Here is a 16,682-nt window from a genome sequence, read left to right as displayed (position 1 = left end):
TTTTTTTTTTTTTGTGGGCCCCCCCCCCCCCACGCCCCGCCCGGCGGGGCTTCGCCCCCCGGACCCCCCTTGCAGTGGTTGCGTTTCGTGGGGATGTTGCGGTTGGGGATTTGGTCTTGTTTTGAGGTCTGTTCGATCTGGAGGGACGTATCTCTTCAGGGTTGGTCGGTGGGGCGGCGCGGGTCGATGACTTGGATCGCCAGCCTCCAGCCTTCGGGTGCCGGTGCGCTCGCGTCGTGGTGACCGACAATTGCGCTGTCTGATCTGGCCTATGCCCGGGGGTGATCCAGGTGGAGATCGGTCGAGGTGTCGGCTCTCGGATGGTCGGGCCCTGCGGTTCGGGTGTGATCTTCGATGCTTTTCGAATCTGTGCCGTGCTTCTGGCGGTCGTGGGGGCTTGACTGGCAACCGGCTCGAAGGCAGGTACGTGGAGCCGTGCGTTGCGGATTTCAGCGGAGGCGCTGATCGCTGGTCGTCGGCGGGAAGGTGCTGGCGCGGGCTCGGGACGACTGGGGGGGCGAGTCGGCTTTTGCTCGATGTTGGCCTCCTGCGTGAGGCGTGGTCGCGGAGCGTGTTTTCCGCGCTGTTGTGCGCGCCGAAAAAAACGCTCTGACCTCACGGTTTGGAACTGTGAGCGTTGGGTGTGTAATCTCGTTCAAGACTTCGCCGCTCCGGGGTCGAGAAGCTGGACCACGGTGCGAAAGTAGTCATGCCCCCTTAGCTCAGTCGGCAGAGCGTTTCCATGGTAAGGAAAAGGTCAACGGTTCGATTCCGTTAGGGGGCTCGCCGGATTGCCGGTGGTGACCGACTCGGCATTGCACCCACGGTTGTGGGGCTGGGCGCGCACACCACTGCAATGCGACGCCGTGGCGGTGTAGCTCAGTCGGTAGAGCAAACGACTCATAATCGTTGTGTCGCCGGTTCAAGTCCGGCCATCGCTACCAAAACCGATTACGCCCATCAGGTACCGGAAAGAAGGAAAGTCGTGGCCGCGAAGTCCACCGATGTCCGGCCAAAGATCACCTTGGCCTGCGAGCAGTGCAAGCACCGCAACTACATCACCAAGAAGAACCGGCGCAACGACCCGGACCGGCTGGAGCTGAAGAAGTTCTGCCCGAACTGCGGCACGCACCGGGCGCACAAAGAATCCCGCTGATCTCACCCACGCGTGAAACTGCCGCGTGAAGGGCAACCGGGACATTGATCCCGGGATCTCGGAACCGTGAAGCTGTGCAGGGCCGGACTCATGTCCGGCCCTGAGCGCTTTCTACGGGTCGGTTGCGGTGGTGAACGCTCCGCCGACCCCTGCGGGGTCAGATAGGTACAGTCCTCCCGTGACAATCAACACCGGTACAGAAGAAGCGGTCCAGGCGAGCGAGGCGGATCTCGATCCCGCCGCCCATGCCGCGGCCATGGTCGGTCACCACTACCGCGTCGACGACTACTACGAAGTCGGCCGCGAGAAGGTCCGCGAATATGCCCGCGCCGTGCAGGACTACCACCCGGTGCACTGGGACGAGGACGTCGCCGCCGAATACGGCTACGACGGGCTGCTCGCGCCCCTCACTTTCATCTCCCTGGTCGGTATTCTCGCCCAGCGCAAGCTCTTCGAGCAGATCGTCACCGGCTACGACCTCAGCCAGATCATGCAGACCGATCAGATCCTGGAATTCCACCGGCCCATCCGGGTCGGCGACCAGCTGACCTGCGACGTCTACCTGCACTCCTTCCGGCAGGCCTTCGGCGGCGACATCATCGTCACCAAGAACATCGTCACCGCGCAGGACGACGAGCTGGTGCTCACCACCTACACCACGCTCGTCGGCCGCAGCGGCGCCGACATCGATCCCAACCTCACCGACGCCGTCCGCAACGTCCTCATGCACGGCATCGGCGAGGAGGTGCCGGACCACCACCCGCGCACCGCGGCGCAGACCGAGCCGCCTGCCCCGATCACCGTCATCCCGGAGATCGCGCCGAGCAAGCACGCGGTCGATTTCGAAGACGTCGCCGTCGGCGACGAACTGCCCACGCGCATCGTCCGCCTCACCCGCGGCGACCTGGTCAACTACGCGGGCGTCTCGGGCGACGCCAACCCCATCCACTGGAGCGACGACGTCGTCAAGCTCGTCGGCCTGGACAACGTGGTCGCGCACGGCATGCTCACGATGGGCCTCGGCGGCGGTTTCGTCACCTCGTGGCTGGGCGATCCCGGCGCGGTCAAGGAGTACAACGTCCGCTTCACCAGCCCGGTCTACGTCGGTTCCGACGAGGCGGCCGAAATCGAGTACACGGGTAAGGTGAAGTCCATGGATCCGGAGACTCGGACCGCGGTCGTCGCCATCGTGGCGAAGTCGGCGGGCAAGAAGATCTTCGGCCGCGCGACGGCCACCGTGCAGCTGGCCTGACCTGGTCGATCGACCCTGATTGGCTATTGGCCTAGGCGGTAACGTACACTCAGGTCTCTGGGGTTCACCAGCCGCTGCGCGCTGCTCTGTGGGGCTGGTTCCAGGCGGTCCGGAGGATGATCTCCGAAGGACTGCCCAGGGAGCCGGCAACCGCCGAAGCAGCGCGCGTGTTGTGTGAAACCAGCGCGACAACTGAATAAAGCACAGTGGTTGGACAACGAGTTCCACCGTCCAACCGAAGGGGCGTAGCTCAATTGGCAGAGCAGCGGTCTCCAAAACCGCAGGTTGCAGGTTCAAGTCCTGTCGCCCCTGCCCTTGAAGCCAGCGACGAGAGAGGATCGACGTGAGCGAGCGTAGCGAGCGAGTTATTTGCACAGCGCGCATCGTGCACGCCGGATCCGAGCGAAGCGAGGAGATGGCGTGAGCGACGAGCGGGATACTCGCCACGGCGGCGCGCATGCGGCCGACGACGGCGACGACACCGCCGCGGTGAGCAGGCCGAGCGGTAAGCGGTCCGCGCGGCGTACCCGCTCGGGCTCGTCGTCGGTCGACACCGGCTCGATCGCCACGATCGACCGGACGTCGCCGAAGAAGGACAAGACTGCCGGAAAGGCCAAGCGCGAAGGAGCGGGCAATCCGCTCAAGCGTTTGATCAAGTTCCTGCGAGAGGTCATCGCGGAACTGCGCAAGGTGATCTGGCCCAACCGGAAGCAGATGGTCACCTATACGAGCGTTGTTCTGGTGTTCGTGGTCTTCATGGTCGCGTTCATCAGCGGGATGGATCTGGCGTTCGTCAAGGGTGTCGACTGGCTGTTCGGCTAGTTATTACGACGCCGACGCCGGTTGCCGATCCCGGGGGCGGACCGGCGGGAGTATTCCGCCGCGCCCGGCCCGGCACGCAGAGGATGTACGTGACGACACAGGAAGCGAGTGCCCCAGTGAGCACCCCGGAGAACGACATTAACGACGAGTTCCCGGTCGACGACGCGGTGGTGGAGCCCGCCGAGAACGAGGCGGAAGACGCCGCGGCCGTCGAAGAGTCTGTGGTCGAGGAATCCGCACCCGCTACCCCGATCGATGCCGAACCGGCCGATCCGGTCGCCGAGATGAAGGCCGCGCTGCGGCGTGCCCCCGGTGACTGGTACGTCATCCACTCCTACGCCGGTTACGAGAACAAGGTGAAGGCCAACCTCGAGACCCGCGTTCAGAACCTGGACCTCGAGGAGTACATCTTCCAGGTCGAGGTGCCGACCGAAGAGGTCACCGAGATCAAGAACGGCCAGCGCAAGCACGTCAACCGCAAGGTGCTGCCCGGCTACATCCTGGTCCGCATGGAGCTGAACGACGAGTCGTGGGGTGCGGTGCGCAACACCCCCGGTGTCACCGGGTTCGTCGGTGCCACCTCGCGGCCGTCGCCGCTGTCCATCGACGATGTAGTGAAGTTCCTGGTCCCGGCGTCTCAGCAGAAGAAGGCCCCGGCCGCCGCTGCCGCCGCGACCGCCGAGAGCGCCGCCGAGGTGGCTCCGAAGCCGGTCATCGAGGTCGACTTCGAGGTCGGCGAGTCGGTCACCGTCATGGACGGCCCGTTCGCGACGCTGCCCGCCAGCATCTCCGAGGTCAACGCCGAGCAGCAGAAGCTCAAGGTGCTCGTCTCGATCTTCGGTCGCGAGACGCCAGTCGAGCTGGCGTTCACCCAGGTCGCCAAGATTTAGTTCCATCTCCGCCCTCGCCCCGGCCTCCGGGGACCGAGGGCGGAGCGCGTCCGACCGGTTCGGCGCGGGCAACCGGCCCCACTCGAAGGACGAGGGCACGCCCCCCGGTAAGGTGTATGGGTTCGTGTGCGGATCCGAACAGCGTCAGCCGGATTCGTTCGCGAGCGCCGGGCCGCGTGCCCGGCTGCGGGCCAAGCCCGCGACAGGCTTACGGCAACCGTAAGGACCCGAAACCAAGGAAGAAAGATGCCCCCCAAGAAGAAGAAGCTCGCCGGGATCATCAAGCTGCAGATCCAGGCCGGCGCGGCGAACCCGGCTCCGCCCGTTGGTCCCGCCCTCGGTCAGCACGGCGTCAACATCATGGAGTTCTGCAAGGCGTACAACGCGGCGACCGAGTCGCAGCGTGGCAACGTCATCCCGGTCGAGATCTCCGTATACGAAGACCGCACCTTCGACTTCAAGCTGAAGACCCCGCCCGCCGCCAGGCTGCTGCTCAAGGCCGCCGGTGTGCAGAAGGGCTCGGCCGAGCCGCACCGCACCAAGGTCGCCAAGGTGACCATGGACCAGGTTCGCGAGATCGCCAAGACCAAGATGGAAGATCTCAACGCCAACGACCTGGACGCGGCGGCGAAGATCATCGCGGGCACCGCGCGCTCGATGGGTATCACCGTCGAGGCCTGAGCGAAGCGAACCTCAGTCGGACGCAGGGCCGCTGAACTCGGTGGGAGGGTCGGCCAGACCCGGAAACCACTTCTGAACCAAGAAACTTTAAGGACAGAGAAACATGGCAAAGCGAAGCAAGGCGTATCTCGCCGCGGCCGAGAAGGTCGATCGCACCAAGCTGTACTCGCCGCTGGCCGCCGCGCGCCTGGCGAAGGAGACCGCCACCACCAAGACCGACGCGACCGTCGAGGTCGCCGTTCGTCTCGGTGTGGACCCCCGCAAGGCCGACCAGATGGTCCGTGGCACCGTCAACCTGCCGCACGGCACCGGTAAGACCGCCCGCGTCATCGTGTTCGCGGTGGGCGACAAGGCCGCCGAGGCCGAGGCCGCCGGTGCGGACGCCGTCGGCGCCGAGGACCTGATCGAGCGGATCCAGGGCGGCTGGCTGGACTTCGACGCCGCGATCGCCACCCCGGACCAGATGGCCAAGGTCGGCCGCATCGCGCGTGTCCTCGGCCCGCGCGGTCTGATGCCGAACCCGAAGACGGGCACGGTCACCCCCGATGTGACCAAGGCCGTCAACGACATCAAGGGCGGCAAGATCAACTTCCGCGTCGACAAGCAGGCCAACCTGCACTTCGTGATCGGCAAGGCCTCCTTCGAAGAGGCCAAGCTGGTGGAGAACTACGGCGCCGCGCTGGACGAGATCCTGCGTGCCAAGCCGTCGACCGCCAAGGGCCGCTACGTCAAGAAGGTGACGGTCTCGACGAACACCGGACCGGGCATCCCGGTGGACCCGAACCGCACCCGCAACCTCCTCGAAGAGGACGCGTAAGCAGCACCGAGGTCTCACGCCTCGTCACCGCCGAGGGCGGGAACGCATCCGCGTTCCCGCCCTCGGCGCATTTCCGGCCTGTTCGCGAGTAGCGGCGGAACCCGTCGCGGTGAGCAAGTCGAGCGAACCCGCGCGGAGTAAGCCACCGGCTTTGCTGGTTGCATCCGACGTGACCAGGATTCTGTTGATCTCCGGAAGCACCCGCGACGGCTCCACCAACACCGCGGCGCTGCGTACCGTCCACGCCCTTGCACCGGACAGCGTCGAAACTCGCTGCTACACAGGCTTACTGGAACTGCCAGCCTTCGTGCCAGGCGCGGACCCCGCAGCTTATCCACAGGTCGTCGACCTGCGAAACGACCTGGCCTGGGCCGACGCGGTCTTGATCTCGACCCCCGAATACGCGGGCACCCTCCCCGGCAGCCTGAAGAACCTGCTCGACTGGACCGTCGGCACCGCCGACCTCCACGAAAAGCCCACCGCCTGGCTCACCGTCGCGGCACCGGGCCGCGGCGACGGCGCCACCGCAACGTTGTCGAGCGTCCTCGGCTACGTCGGCGCCGACGTAGTCACCGCTGCCTGCGTCCGGCACCCGGTCTTGTCGGCGGACATCGACTCCGACGGCCTCGTCACCGGCCAAGCCTTTCGAGACGGCGCCCTAACGGCCCTCGATGCGCTCGCCCGCCATACCCACGTTGCCCGCTGACACCCTGGCTACTCGCGATACCGATAGCGTCGCGCGGACATCTTCCTGGTCATCGGATGGATATCGAGCTACCCTTGTATCAGATATAAGGAGGGTCAGCCGTGGCGAAGACCAGCGTAGACGTAGATATGGCGAAGTTGGATCGTGCGAAGGAGATCCTCGGTACCGAGACGCTCCGCGACACCATTGATGCCGCATTTCGTGAGGTAATTCGGATCGACTCGGTCCGCAAGTTGGTGAGTCTCGCCGAGGATGGTGCTTTCGCGGCGCTGCTGGAGCCAGACGTCGAGGATCGCCTGTGGGGGTGACGCGGTACCTTGCAGACAAGAGCGCGCTGGCGCGATTGCACCTGGCCCCAGTCCGAGATGTGTTGGTTCCGTTGATGGATCGCGCCCTGGTTCATATCTGCGGCGTCACCGAGTTGGAGATGCTGTACTCGGCGCGCAATGCCGATGACCGAGCCCGCATCCGAGGCGTCCTGCACGAATCACTCGAATGGGTGGACACCCCCGAGGATCTCTGGATGCAGGCGTCGGAGTTGCAGTCCCTGCTGACGGACAAAGCTCAGCATCGGTCCGCCTCGATCGCCGGCCTCGTCGTGGCGGTGACCGCGGAGACGCATCGGCTGACGGTGCTGCACTACGACAACGATTTCGACACCATCGCCTCTCATACGGGTCAGCCGACATCCTGGGTTGTTCCTGCTGGATCGGTGTAACGGCCGGCTGCAGTGTCGGCTGCAACCGGCCGTCGTTCTGGACCGGTGAGCGCGCTTATTCCGGCTGGTCGTCGGTTGATTCGGCGGATTTGCGCCAGCCAAGGAGGATCGACTCGCCGCTCTGGGCGCCCCAGGGGAGGACGAGGGCGACGATGAGTGCGCAGACCACGACCGCGCCCGCGGCGACGAGGGATGCGGCGTGGGAGCCTTGGAGGGCGGCGGATTTCATTGCGGTGATGAGGTTTTCGCGCTGCGATTCGAGGAACGCGGGGAGTTCGCGTTTGCGGATTTCCAGCACGCTGAGCGGGCTGGCCTTGACCAGGCTCTTCTGGTCCTCGTTCATCAGGGCGCTCGGCACGCGATCGAGTAGCGGCTCGACGCGAGTCGTGTAGTAGGAGGCCACGATCGAACCGAGGACGGCGACGCCGAGGGTGCCGCCGATCTCGCGGGTGGTGTCGTTGACCGCGGAACCCGCGCCGGCCTCGTTCAAAGGCAAGGAGGACATGATGGATTCGGTGGCGGGTCCCTGCACGATGGCAAGGCCGAGCGCCATCGACACCATCGAGGGCAGCACGTCGGTGACGTAGCCGCTGTTCACCGTCACCTGCCCGCCCAGGTAGAGCCCGAGCCCGGTGAGCAGCAGGCCGAACACGATCACCGGCGTGGTACCCCACCGTTGCGCGAGCAATGTCGCGACGGGCGCGCCGATCGCCACCGAGAACGCGAACGGCAATGAGGCGATACCGAATTCGAGCGGCGTGTACTCGCGCACGCCCTGGAAATACTGGGTGATCAGGAACAGGAAGCCGAACATCGAGAAATATCCGATCGCTATCGACAGCGCGGGCATCGAAAATCGCCGATTACGAAACAATCGCATATCCAGAATCGGTGCGACGGTGCGCAATTCCCAGGCGATGAATCCGGCGAGCAGCGCGACGCCGAGTGCGCCGACGGTCAGGGTGGTGACCGAGAGCCAGCCGTAGCGCGGCGCCTCGATGATCGACCAGACCAGCAGCGTGATGCCCGCGATGGACAACGCGATACCGGGCAGATCCAGCCTGCCGACCTCGGCGGATCGCGATTCCGGTACCCACAGCATGGTGGCGATCAGCGCGGCCAGCGCCACGGGCACGTTGATCCAGAACACCGAATGCCAGCTGAAGTGTTCGAGCAGCCAGCCGCCGGAGATCGGGCCGATGGCGATCGCGAAGCCCGCCATGGCCGTCCACGCGGCGATGGCCAGCGCCCGCTCCCTTCGGTCGGTGAAGATGTTGATGATCAGGGCGAGGGTGGCGGGGAAGACGGCCGCGGCGAACACGCCCATGGCTGCGCGGGCGGTGATGACGGCGCCCATCGAATCCGACAGTGCGCCACCGACGGACATGACCGCGACGCCGATCAGGCCGATGGCCATCACTTTTCGTCGGCCGTAGCGGTCGCCGAGATTGCCGAAGGCCAGCAACAGACCGGCGAAGGTCAGGGTGTACGCGTCGACGACCCATTGCAGGCCGCTGACCCCGGTGGCCAGCTCGACACCGATCGAGGGGAGGGCCACGTTGACGATGGTGTTGTCGAGGACGACCAGCAGTTCGGCCAGGCATATCACGGCCAAGGCGAGGAAGCGCTGGTTACGTCGTTCCAGCAACACCGGTGGATCGACTATGGAAGTTGCCATAGTTCAGCAGCCAAGCAGATATCTGTCACTCTTGGTAACACTTGTTGGCCGCGACATCCGCCACATCCGAGGGTGAAAAGTGACGTGCGACACAACAATTCGATTGCCGAAGGGTTCCGATCCGCCACGGAGCGTGGGTCGTTTTGGCAGATGAGGGGCGCGTCGGTTACTGTGGACGTCAGTTATCGACGAGTTCGATCGCTACCCAATCCGTTCTACCGAAGACCGTTGGTCGCCGATCCCGCATGGGTTCGGTCGAAGGTCCGGCGACATTGCCGGCGGCCCACGCAGGGAAGAACCGAGGCTGGGAGTCGATTCGAGCCACGCGGCTCGTGTTGATCTTTCCTATTGCGCCCCGGAACGCCTTGCGTCCGGGGCGTTCGTTTTGTCGCCGGGCCCTCGGATCGGTAGTTCGCGTACACGAACCGACCATCCAGAGAGGAGGCGAAGTATGGCAAAGGCTGAGAAGGTCACCGCGGTCGAGGAGATCGCGGAGCAGTTCAGGAACTCGACCGCCACCGTCGTCACGGAATACCGTGGCCTGTCGGTCGGCAAGCTCACCGAACTGCGGCGCGCGCTCGGCGCCGAGGCCACGTACTCCGTCGCCAAGAACACCCTGGTCAAGCGCGCCGCCGCCGAGGCGGGCGTGGAGGGCCTTGACGACCTGTTCGTCGGACCGACCGCCATCACCTTCATCCAGGGTGAGCCGGTCAACGCGGCCAAGGCGCTCAAGACCTTCGCCAAGGACAACAAGGCGCTGATCATCAAGGGCGGCTACATGGACGGCGCTGCGCTGTCCGTCGCCGAGGTCGAGCAGATCGCCGACCTGGAGACCCGCGAGGTCCTGCTGGCCAAGCTGGCCGGCGCCCTCAAGGGCAACCTGGCCAAGGCTGCCGGCCTCTTCAACGCTCCCGCTTCGCAGGTGGCCCGCCTGGCCGCCGCGCTGGAGGAGAAGAAGCGCGCCGAAGGCGGAGCCGCCGAGTAACACCCCGTGCGCGGCGTGAGTCACGCCCCCATGGACACCATCTACCGAAAGGAAAACAACAATGGCCAACGTTGACGAACTGCTCGAGACCTTCGGCAACATGACCCTGCTCGAGCTGTCGGACTTCGTCAAGAAGTTCGAGGAGAAGTTCGAGGTCACCGCCGCTGCTCCGGTCGCCGTCGCTGCCGTCGGCGCTGCCGCTCCGGCCGAGGCCGCCGAGGAGCAGGACGAGTTCGACGTCATCCTCGAGGGTGCGGGCGACAAGAAGATCCAGGTCATCAAGGTGGTCCGCGAGATCGTCTCCGGCCTGGGCCTGAAGGAAGCCAAGGACCTGGTCGAGGGTGCCCCGAAGCCGATCCTGGAGAAGGTCGCCAAGGACGCCGCCGAGGCCGCCAAGGCGAAGCTGGAAGAGGCCGGCGCCAAGGTTTCGGTCAAGTAATTCCACGAATTACTCGAACGGGCGGCCCCCAAATTCGGGGGGCCGCCCGTTTTCGCATTTTTCGGGGACATGCGAGCGGATTTGTGGAAAAGTGCGAGCGCATTCGGCTTACTCTGGAGTCAGGTTGGGGTGTGCCCCGTCTCCCTCATGGGTTACAGTGACCGAACCCACTGTGACGTGACGCACCGCGATGACCGAGCGCGGTCGCCGGTGGGCTGCTCGCTGAGAAATTGTGGAGGTTGGCGTGGGCGTCGAGGTCAGGACCGAGGGTGTAACCAAATCCTTCGGTTCGCAGCGAATTTGGCAGGATGTCAGTCTGACCTTGCCGTCCGGCGAGGTGAGCGCGCTACTCGGTCCGTCGGGTACCGGTAAGTCGGTGTTCCTGAAGTCGCTGATCGGCCTGCTGCGTCCGGAGCGCGGTTCGATCTACATCGACGGCACCGATATCACCACCTGCTCCAACAAGGAGCTCTACGAGATCCGCAAGCTGTTCGGTGTGTTGTTCCAGGACGGCGCGTTGTTCGGGTCGATGAACCTCTTCGACAACGTCGCGTTCCCGCTTCGTGAGCACACGAAGAAGAGCGAGTCCGAGATCCGCAAGATCGTCATGGAGAAGCTCGAGCTGACCGGTCTGCTCGGTGCGGAGGGCAAGCTGCCCGGCGAGATCTCCGGCGGTATGCGCAAGCGCGCCGGTCTGGCTCGCGCCCTGGTGCTGGATCCGCAGATCATCCTGGTCGACGAGCCCGACTCGGGTCTGGACCCGGTGCGTACGTCCTACCTGTCGCAGTTGCTGATCGATATCAACGCCCAGATCGATGCGACGATCCTGATCGTCACGCACAACATCAACCTGGCGCGCACCGTGCCCGACAACATCGGCATGCTGTTCCGCCGCCAGTTGGTGATGTTCGGTCCGCGTGAGGTGCTGCTGACCTCCGAGGAGCCGGTGGTCAAGCAGTTCCTCAACGGTCGCATGATCGGTCCGATCGGCATGTCCGAGGAGAAGGACGAGGCGCAGATGGCGCGCGAGCAGGCGATGGTCGACGCGGGTCATCACCACGGCGGCGCCGAAGAGGTCGAGGGCATCATCCCGCAGATGAAGGCGCAGCCGGGCATGCCGGTGCGTCAGGCGGTCGCGCGTCGCAGGGCGCGGGTGCGCGAGATCATGCACACCCTGCCGCACGCGGCCCAGGTCGCGATCCGCGAATCCATGGCCGAGAACGACGACACACAAGTGATGTCGTACAACGCTCAAAACGTCGGCACCTACGAGGGCGGCGCTTTCGACACAACCGTGCGCCACAACACAACTAACGGGTAACATACGCCCCGTGAACTCGACCATGGCGCGTGTGCGTACCCCAGTCGAGTCGGCGTTTGCCCAGGCGGGCAACGTCTTTGCGTTGTTCGTCGATGTGATGCGCAAGATGTTTCGCCGACCCTTCCAGTGGCGCGAGTTCATCGAGCAATCGTGGTTCATCGCCAGCGTTTCGATCTTGCCGAGCGCGCTGGTGGCCATCCCGTTCGGCGCGGTCGTCGCGCTGCAGACCGGTTCGCTGATCAAACAGCTCGGCGCCGAGTCGTTCACGGGCGCCACCAGCGTGCTCGCCACCGTGCAGCAGGCGGCACCGGTGGTGACCGCGTTGATCATCGCGGGCGCGGCCGGGTCCGCGGTGGCCGCCGACCTCGGCGCCCGCACCATTCGCGAGGAGATCGACGCGATGGAGGTGCTCGGCGTCGACCCGGTGGCGCGGCTGGTGGTGCCGAGGGTGCTCGGCATGACGCTGGTCGCCGTGCTGCTCAACGGGTTGGTGTCGGTCGTGGGCATCGCGGGCGGCTATTTCTTCAACGTGCTGCTGCAGGGTGGAACGCCCGGCGCGTACCTCTCGTCGTTCTCGGCGCTGGCGCAGCTGCCCGACCTGTGGATCGGCGAGATCAAGGCGGCGATCTTCGGGCTGCTCGCCGGCGTGATCGCCGCGTACAAGGGGCTGCATCCCAAAGGGGGGCCGAAAGGAGTCGGTGACGCGGTGAACCAGTCCGTGGTGATCACATTCCTGGTCCTCTTCTTCGTCAACCTCGTTCTGACACTGGTCTATCTGCAAGTCGTCCCGGCCAAGGGCGCCTGACCGATGGCCACCTCCTACCGCAACCCGGCCTTCGCCAAATCGGCCCGCCGGGCGAATCAGATCGTGCGCGGACCGCTGAACGTGATCGACCGCGCGGGCGAGCAGATGTCGTTCTACTCGCGCGCCATCGCGTGGATTCCGCGCACCGCAGTGCACTACCGCAAGGAGGTCATGCGGCTGCTCGCCGAGGTGACCTTCGGCTCCGGAGCGCTCGCGGTGATCGGCGGGACCATCGGCGTCATCGTCTTCATGTCCGGTTCGGTCGGCGTCGTCGTCGGCCTGCAGGGCTTCAAGGCGCTCGACGCGCTGGGCAGTTCCGTGCTCACCGGCTTCCTCACCGCCTACATCAACACTCGCGAAATCGCCCCGTTGGTGGCGGCATTGGCGCTCTCCGCGACGGTGGGCTGTGGCTTCACCGCGCAGCTCGGCGCCATGCGTATCTCCGAGGAGATCGACGCGCTCGAGGTGATGGCGGTGCCCGGCGTACCGTTCCTGGTGACCACCCGGGTGATCGCCGGATTCGTCGCGGTCATCCCGCTCTACATCGTCGGCCTGCTCGGCGCCTACTTCGCGTCGCGCTCGATCAGCATCTGGTTCAACGGCCAGTCGAGTGGTTCCTACGACCACTACTTCAGCCTGTTCCTGCCACCCGAGGACGTGCTCTATTCGTTCCTCAAGGTGCTGATATTCGCGTTCGTGATCATCCTGGTGCACTGCTACTACGGCTTCACCGCCACCGGCGGGCCCGCGGGCGTCGGCGTCGCGGTGGGTCGCGCGGTGCGCGCCGCGATCGTGCTGGTGAACGTGCTCGACTTCTTCCTCAGCCTCGCGATCTGGGGAACGACCACGACGGTGCGGGTCGCCGGATGAAGCGATCCGCACGGCGACACCTCGCCGGCGCTCGGCTTTCGCCGTGCGGATCAGGCGCTGGTCCCGCCGATGACAACACGCAAGCCGACCCGCGGGGGCTGAGGCATGAGTAGCGGAACTCAGGCGTGGCGGTCCACCGAGAAGACTCGGGTGCGGCTGCTGGGCATCGCGTTCTTCGTGATCGTCGGGCTGTTCCTGTGGACGACCGTCGCGATCTACAACAAGCAGTTCGTCCGGACGGTCGACGTGCATCTGGTGACCGACACCGTCGGCAACGCGCTGACCAAGAACGCGGACGTGAAGGTGCGCGGGGTGATGGTCGGCGAGGTGCGGTCGAGCCGGACCGAGGGCGGCAAGGTGACCCTCGACCTGGCCATCGATCCCGGTAAGGCCGAGCAGATCCCGGTGAACGCGACCGCGCGGCTGCTGCCGAAGACTCTGTTCGGCGAGCGCTACGTGGACTTGGTGATCCCCGAGGAGCGGAGTCCGCAGCATCTGACCGACGGCGTCACCCTGTACCAGGACGCCAGCGGCAACGCCATCGAGATCAGCAAGCTGCTCGACGACCTGCTTCCGCTGCTGCAGTCCATTCCGCCACAGGACTTGGCCGCGACCCTCGGCGCGCTCTCCCAGGCGCTGTCGGGTCAGGGCCTCGCACTCGGCGAGACCGTGGACAAGCTGGACACGATCTTCCGCGACGTCAACGGCGTGCTGCCGGAACTGCAGGAGGGTCTGCGCGGCTTCGCCGAGACCGCCGCGGTGTACTCCGACGCGGCGCCGCAGCTCATCGACGCGCTGAACAACCTGCGCACCACCAATGCCACCATCGTGCAGCGGCGTTCGGACATCGACACCCTGTACGCCACGCTCACCCCGACGTCGTCGAGTTTGGCCGACTTCCTGCTGGCCAACCGCGACAACATCATCGACGTGGCCGCCGATTCGCGGCCCGCGCTGGAGCAACTGGCCGTGTACTCGCCGAGCTATCCCTGTGCGCTGGCCAACTTCGCGCAGATGAAGCCGCGCATCGACCAGCTCTTCGGTATGGGCACCGACCGGCCGGGCTCCCGGGTGACGATCGAGCTGACCAACACCCGCGGCAAGTACCTGCCCAACCAGGACGAGCCGCGCTGGCTGGACACCCGCGGCCCGTGGTGCCTCCCCGAATACCCGGTGAACGTGGACCCTGGCCAGTACACCGGCGGCCCGAACAACGACGGCTCCTACGCGGTGCCGAGCCGCTACCCCGGTGATCAGGACAGCGGCAAGCTGCCGGTGCCGCAGTTCGGCGTGTACCCGGCCGCGCAGGTGCCGACGCTGGCAGGCTCGCCGCGCGAGCAGCAGTCGCTCGGCGCGATCTACGGTGCGGCGCAGGGTGTTGCGCCCGAAGAGGTGCCGAGCTGGGTGACCAGGATCGGGGCGCCCGCCTTCCGAGGCAGCGAGGTGAGCGTGCGATGAAGGAAAAGCTGCGCGGCCTCGGCGGGCCGCTGACCAAACTGATCGTCTTCGTGGTCGTGACGCTGTTCGTGACCACGCTGCTCGGTCTGTCGATCGCCAACTACACCGGCGGCGGCACGCTGTTCAAGGCGCGGTTCACCGACGTCACCTCGCTGAACCCGGGTGACGAGGTGCGGATCGCGGGTGTGCGGGTCGGCAAGGTCACCGGCATCTCGATCGTCGACAAGCGGATGGCCGAGGTGAAATTCGAACTCACCGACCGCGATTGGCTGCCCGCCTCGACCACGGCCACGATCCGGTACCGCAACCTGGTCGGCCAGCGCTACATCGCGCTGGAGCAGGGCACCGGTGAGCAGGGGCGCAAGCTCAACGAGGGCGGCACCATCCCGCTGGACCGGACCCGGCCCGCGCTGAACCTGACCACGCTGTTCAACGGCTTCCGTCCGCTGTTCCGCACGCTGACCGCCGAGGACGTGAACAAGCTGTCCTACGAGATCATCCAGGTCTTCCAGGGCGAGCAGGGCACCATCCACGACCTGGTGGTCAGCACCGCGAGCCTGACCAACAAGATCGCCGACAAGGACGCGGTGATCGGCGAGCTGGTGAAGAACCTGACCGCCGTGCTGGAGACGATCAACGAGCGCGACGACCAGTTCGACCAGCTCATCATCAACACCGAGGCGCTGGTATCCGGGCTGGCCGCCGAACGCGAGACCGTCGGCCGCTCGATCAGCTCGCTGGGCAACCTGGCCACGGCGACCTCGGATCTGCTCGTCCCCACCCGGCCCTCGCTGCAGGGCACGATCGCGGGCCTGAACCAGCTCACCGGGACACTGAACGAACGCTCCGACGAGGTGAACCTGGCGCTGGCCACGCTGCCGGTGAAGATGGAAAAGCTCGGGCGGGTGGGCAGTTACGGCTCCTGGTTCCAGTTCTACCTGTGCGGCATCGACATCGTGGTCGGCCCGGGCGCGGTGGACGCGCCGCAGCTCAACCTGCCCGCGGGCCTGCCGACGATCAACCAGCCGCTGTACACGAACGCCGCGCCGCGCTGCCACGGGAAGGCCCGCTGATGGACGATCGGATCCTCCTAGGCAAGCGCAGCCCGGTCTTCCTCGGCGTGCTCGGCTTGGCCATGGTGGTGCTGGTGACGATGTCGGCGTTCTCCCTGGACCGGCTGCCGATCATCGGGGCGGGCACCAAGTACAGCGCCGAGTTCTCCGAGGCCGCGGGCCTGAAGAAGGGCAACGAGGTCCGCATCGCGGGCGTGAAGGTGGGTTCGGTCTCCGACGTCCGCCTGGACGGCGATCGAGTGATCGTCGACTTCCGCACCAAGGACGCCTGGATCGGCAACGAGACCACCGCCTCCATCCAGATCAAGACGCTGCTCGGCCAGAAGTACCTGGCCCTCGACCCGCGCGGCTCCCGCCCCGCCGATCCGGCCACGCCGATTCCGTTGTCGCGCACCGTGTCTCCCTACGACGTGATCGACGCCTTCTCGGACGCGGCGGCGAACATCGAGGACATCGACACCGCCCAGCTGGCCACCAGCATGCGGGTGCTCGCCGAGGCGTTCGCGACCACTCCGCCGGAGATCCGCGGCTCCATCGACGGCGTCGCGCGGCTCTCGGAGACGCTGGCCAAGCGCGACGAGGAACTCAAGCGGCTGTTCAAGGCGACGCGGCAGACCACCGAGGTGCTCGCCGACCGTAACGCCGAGTTCGAGCGGCTGCTCGCCTCCGGCGGTCAGCTGCTCGCCGAGCTGAACATCCGCCAGCAGGCCATCCGCCAGCTGCTCACCGGAGCCAAGACGGTGTCCGCCGAGCTGAGCGCGCTGGTCGCCGACAACTCCGAGCAGATCGGTCCCGCGCTGACCAACCTGGCCGCCGCGATCGACCTGCTGAACGACAACCAGCAGAACATCTCCAAGACGCTGGAGCTGGCGGGCCCCTTCTACGGCCTGTACGCGAACGTGCTCGGCACCGGCCGGTGGTTCGACGCGGTGATCGTCAATCTGCTGCCGCCCGCGCTGCCGGAGATCCCCGGCTACCGGGATCCGGTACGGAACATGGGAGGTAACTGAC

At 65.8% G+C, this 16,682-nt stretch carries 18 protein-coding genes and 3 tRNA genes; 20 read left to right on the top strand and 1 reads right to left on the bottom strand.

Translation table 11 applies throughout. The features are described from left to right. Window positions 1–711 precede the first annotated feature (711 nt). The 12 genes from ACRWNM_RS08910 to ACRWNM_RS08855 all read left to right on the top strand — a co-directional run bounded on the left by ACRWNM_RS08910 (window position 712) and on the right by ACRWNM_RS08855 (window position 7,042). Window positions 712–784: transfer RNA gene (locus tag ACRWNM_RS08910), tRNA-Thr, on the top strand. Window positions 785–868: 84 nt separating this feature from the next. Beyond that, a tRNA-Met gene (locus tag ACRWNM_RS08905) sits at window positions 869–944 on the top strand. A 41-nt stretch (window positions 945–985) separates the two neighbouring features. After that, on the top strand, window positions 986–1,156 hold the full coding sequence (gene rpmG / locus ACRWNM_RS08900; protein ID WP_378686333.1) for a 50S ribosomal protein L33: 171 nt from the start codon (window positions 986–988) through the stop codon (window positions 1,154–1,156). Between the two features lie 184 nt (window positions 1,157–1,340). After that, complete coding sequence (locus tag ACRWNM_RS08895; RefSeq protein ID WP_431965419.1) at window positions 1,341–2,408, top strand: fused (3R)-hydroxyacyl-ACP dehydratase subunits HadA/HadB; 1,068 nt, start codon at window positions 1,341–1,343, stop codon at window positions 2,406–2,408. 239 nt (window positions 2,409–2,647) lie between these two features. Continuing rightward, window positions 2,648–2,720, top strand: a tRNA-Trp gene (locus tag ACRWNM_RS08890). Window positions 2,721–2,828: 108 nt separating this feature from the next. Further along, window positions 2,829–3,230, top strand: coding sequence for a preprotein translocase subunit SecE (gene secE / locus ACRWNM_RS08885; protein ID WP_431965353.1), 402 nt, complete (start codon window positions 2,829–2,831; stop codon window positions 3,228–3,230). A gap of 116 nt (window positions 3,231–3,346) precedes the next feature. Then, window positions 3,347–4,120 (top strand): transcription termination/antitermination protein NusG, encoded by a 774-nt coding sequence (nusG, locus tag ACRWNM_RS08880; RefSeq protein ID WP_431965417.1) that lies wholly within the window; start codon window positions 3,347–3,349, stop codon window positions 4,118–4,120. 246 nt (window positions 4,121–4,366) lie between these two features. After that, entirely contained in the window at window positions 4,367–4,801 is a 435-nt protein-coding gene (gene rplK / locus ACRWNM_RS08875; RefSeq protein WP_431965351.1) for a 50S ribosomal protein L11, read from the top strand. Between the two features lie 103 nt (window positions 4,802–4,904). Continuing rightward, on the top strand, window positions 4,905–5,618 hold the full coding sequence (rplA, locus tag ACRWNM_RS08870) for a 50S ribosomal protein L1 (RefSeq protein WP_354998921.1): 714 nt from the start codon (window positions 4,905–4,907) through the stop codon (window positions 5,616–5,618). 151 nt (window positions 5,619–5,769) lie between these two features. Beyond that, window positions 5,770–6,324, top strand: coding sequence for an NADPH-dependent FMN reductase (locus tag ACRWNM_RS08865; RefSeq protein ID WP_431965349.1), 555 nt, complete (start codon window positions 5,770–5,772; stop codon window positions 6,322–6,324). Between the two features lie 101 nt (window positions 6,325–6,425). Then, on the top strand, window positions 6,426–6,632 hold the full coding sequence (locus ACRWNM_RS08860) for a hypothetical protein (protein WP_431965347.1): 207 nt from the start codon (window positions 6,426–6,428) through the stop codon (window positions 6,630–6,632). Then, window positions 6,623–7,042, top strand: coding sequence for a PIN domain nuclease (locus ACRWNM_RS08855; protein ID WP_431965345.1), 420 nt, complete (start codon window positions 6,623–6,625; stop codon window positions 7,040–7,042). The genes ACRWNM_RS08860 and ACRWNM_RS08855 overlap by 10 nt, the downstream gene beginning before the upstream one ends. Before the next feature lie 55 nt (window positions 7,043–7,097). On the opposite strand, the gene ACRWNM_RS08850 is transcribed toward ACRWNM_RS08855, so the two are convergent. Next, window positions 7,098–8,720: an MFS transporter gene (locus tag ACRWNM_RS08850; RefSeq protein ID WP_431965343.1), complete on the bottom strand. Its 1,623-nt coding sequence runs from the start codon at window positions 8,718–8,720 to the stop codon at window positions 7,098–7,100. A gap of 451 nt (window positions 8,721–9,171) precedes the next feature. Between ACRWNM_RS08850 and rplJ the strand changes: the two genes are divergently transcribed. The 8 genes from rplJ to ACRWNM_RS08810 all read left to right on the top strand — a co-directional run bounded on the left by rplJ (window position 9,172) and on the right by ACRWNM_RS08810 (window position 16,681). Then, window positions 9,172–9,705, top strand: coding sequence for a 50S ribosomal protein L10 (gene rplJ, locus ACRWNM_RS08845; RefSeq protein WP_357401080.1), 534 nt, complete (start codon window positions 9,172–9,174; stop codon window positions 9,703–9,705). 61 nt (window positions 9,706–9,766) lie between these two features. Beyond that, window positions 9,767–10,144, top strand: a complete 378-nt coding sequence (gene rplL / locus ACRWNM_RS08840) for a 50S ribosomal protein L7/L12 (protein WP_067838329.1) — start codon at window positions 9,767–9,769, stop codon at window positions 10,142–10,144. A 244-nt stretch (window positions 10,145–10,388) separates the two neighbouring features. Continuing rightward, window positions 10,389–11,465: an ABC transporter ATP-binding protein gene (locus tag ACRWNM_RS08835; protein ID WP_431965340.1), complete on the top strand. Its 1,077-nt coding sequence runs from the start codon at window positions 10,389–10,391 to the stop codon at window positions 11,463–11,465. A gap of 22 nt (window positions 11,466–11,487) precedes the next feature. Then, the gene (locus tag ACRWNM_RS08830; RefSeq protein ID WP_431965415.1) at window positions 11,488–12,270 is read left to right on the top strand and encodes an MlaE family ABC transporter permease; all 783 of its coding nucleotides are present in this window, start codon (window positions 11,488–11,490) and stop codon (window positions 12,268–12,270) included. A gap of 105 nt (window positions 12,271–12,375) precedes the next feature. Next, window positions 12,376–13,140, top strand: coding sequence for an MlaE family ABC transporter permease (locus ACRWNM_RS08825; protein WP_431965413.1), 765 nt, complete (start codon window positions 12,376–12,378; stop codon window positions 13,138–13,140). A gap of 105 nt (window positions 13,141–13,245) precedes the next feature. Next, window positions 13,246–14,598 (top strand): MCE family protein, encoded by a 1,353-nt coding sequence (locus ACRWNM_RS08820; protein ID WP_431965338.1) that lies wholly within the window; start codon window positions 13,246–13,248, stop codon window positions 14,596–14,598. After that, window positions 14,595–15,671: an MCE family protein gene (locus tag ACRWNM_RS08815; protein WP_431965336.1), complete on the top strand. Its 1,077-nt coding sequence runs from the start codon at window positions 14,595–14,597 to the stop codon at window positions 15,669–15,671. Before ACRWNM_RS08820 ends, ACRWNM_RS08815 begins: the two co-directional genes overlap by 4 nt. Further along, window positions 15,671–16,681 carry an MCE family protein gene (locus tag ACRWNM_RS08810; protein WP_431965334.1) on the top strand — a complete coding sequence of 337 codons (1,011 nt, stop codon included), beginning with the start codon at window positions 15,671–15,673 and terminating at the stop codon, window positions 16,679–16,681. The genes ACRWNM_RS08815 and ACRWNM_RS08810 overlap by 1 nt, the downstream gene beginning before the upstream one ends. The last annotated feature ends 1 nt before the right edge of the window (window position 16,682 follow it).

It is taken from the genome of Nocardia sp. bgisy134 (assembly GCF_965341865.1).
Classification (GTDB): Bacteria; Actinomycetota; Actinomycetes; order Mycobacteriales; family Mycobacteriaceae; genus Nocardia.
Note: the sequence above shows the minus strand (reverse complement) of the source record. Positions and strands in the feature narration are given on the sequence as shown.

Bases quoted from the DNA above. Each gene is read 5' to 3' on its own strand.
- rplK (WP_431965351.1), top strand. From the start codon at position 4,367: ATGCCCCCCAAGAAGAAGAAGCTCGCCGGGATCATCAAGCTGCAGATC.
- rplA (WP_354998921.1), top strand. From the start codon at position 4,905: ATGGCAAAGCGAAGCAAGGCGTATCTCGCCGCGGCCGAGAAGGTCGAT.
- ACRWNM_RS08850 (WP_431965343.1), bottom strand. From the start codon at position 8,720: ATGGCAACTTCCATAGTCGATCCACCGGTGTTGCTGGAACGACGTAAC.
- rplJ (WP_357401080.1), top strand. From the start codon at position 9,172: ATGGCAAAGGCTGAGAAGGTCACCGCGGTCGAGGAGATCGCGGAGCAG.
- rplL (WP_067838329.1), top strand. From the start codon at position 9,767: ATGGCCAACGTTGACGAACTGCTCGAGACCTTCGGCAACATGACCCTG.
- ACRWNM_RS08830 (WP_431965415.1), top strand. From the start codon at position 11,488: ATGGCGCGTGTGCGTACCCCAGTCGAGTCGGCGTTTGCCCAGGCGGGC.
- ACRWNM_RS08825 (WP_431965413.1), top strand. From the start codon at position 12,376: ATGTCGTTCTACTCGCGCGCCATCGCGTGGATTCCGCGCACCGCAGTG.
- ACRWNM_RS08820 (WP_431965338.1), top strand. From the start codon at position 13,246: ATGAGTAGCGGAACTCAGGCGTGGCGGTCCACCGAGAAGACTCGGGTG.
- ACRWNM_RS08815 (WP_431965336.1), top strand. From the start codon at position 14,595: ATGAAGGAAAAGCTGCGCGGCCTCGGCGGGCCGCTGACCAAACTGATC.
- ACRWNM_RS08810 (WP_431965334.1), top strand. From the start codon at position 15,671: ATGGACGATCGGATCCTCCTAGGCAAGCGCAGCCCGGTCTTCCTCGGC.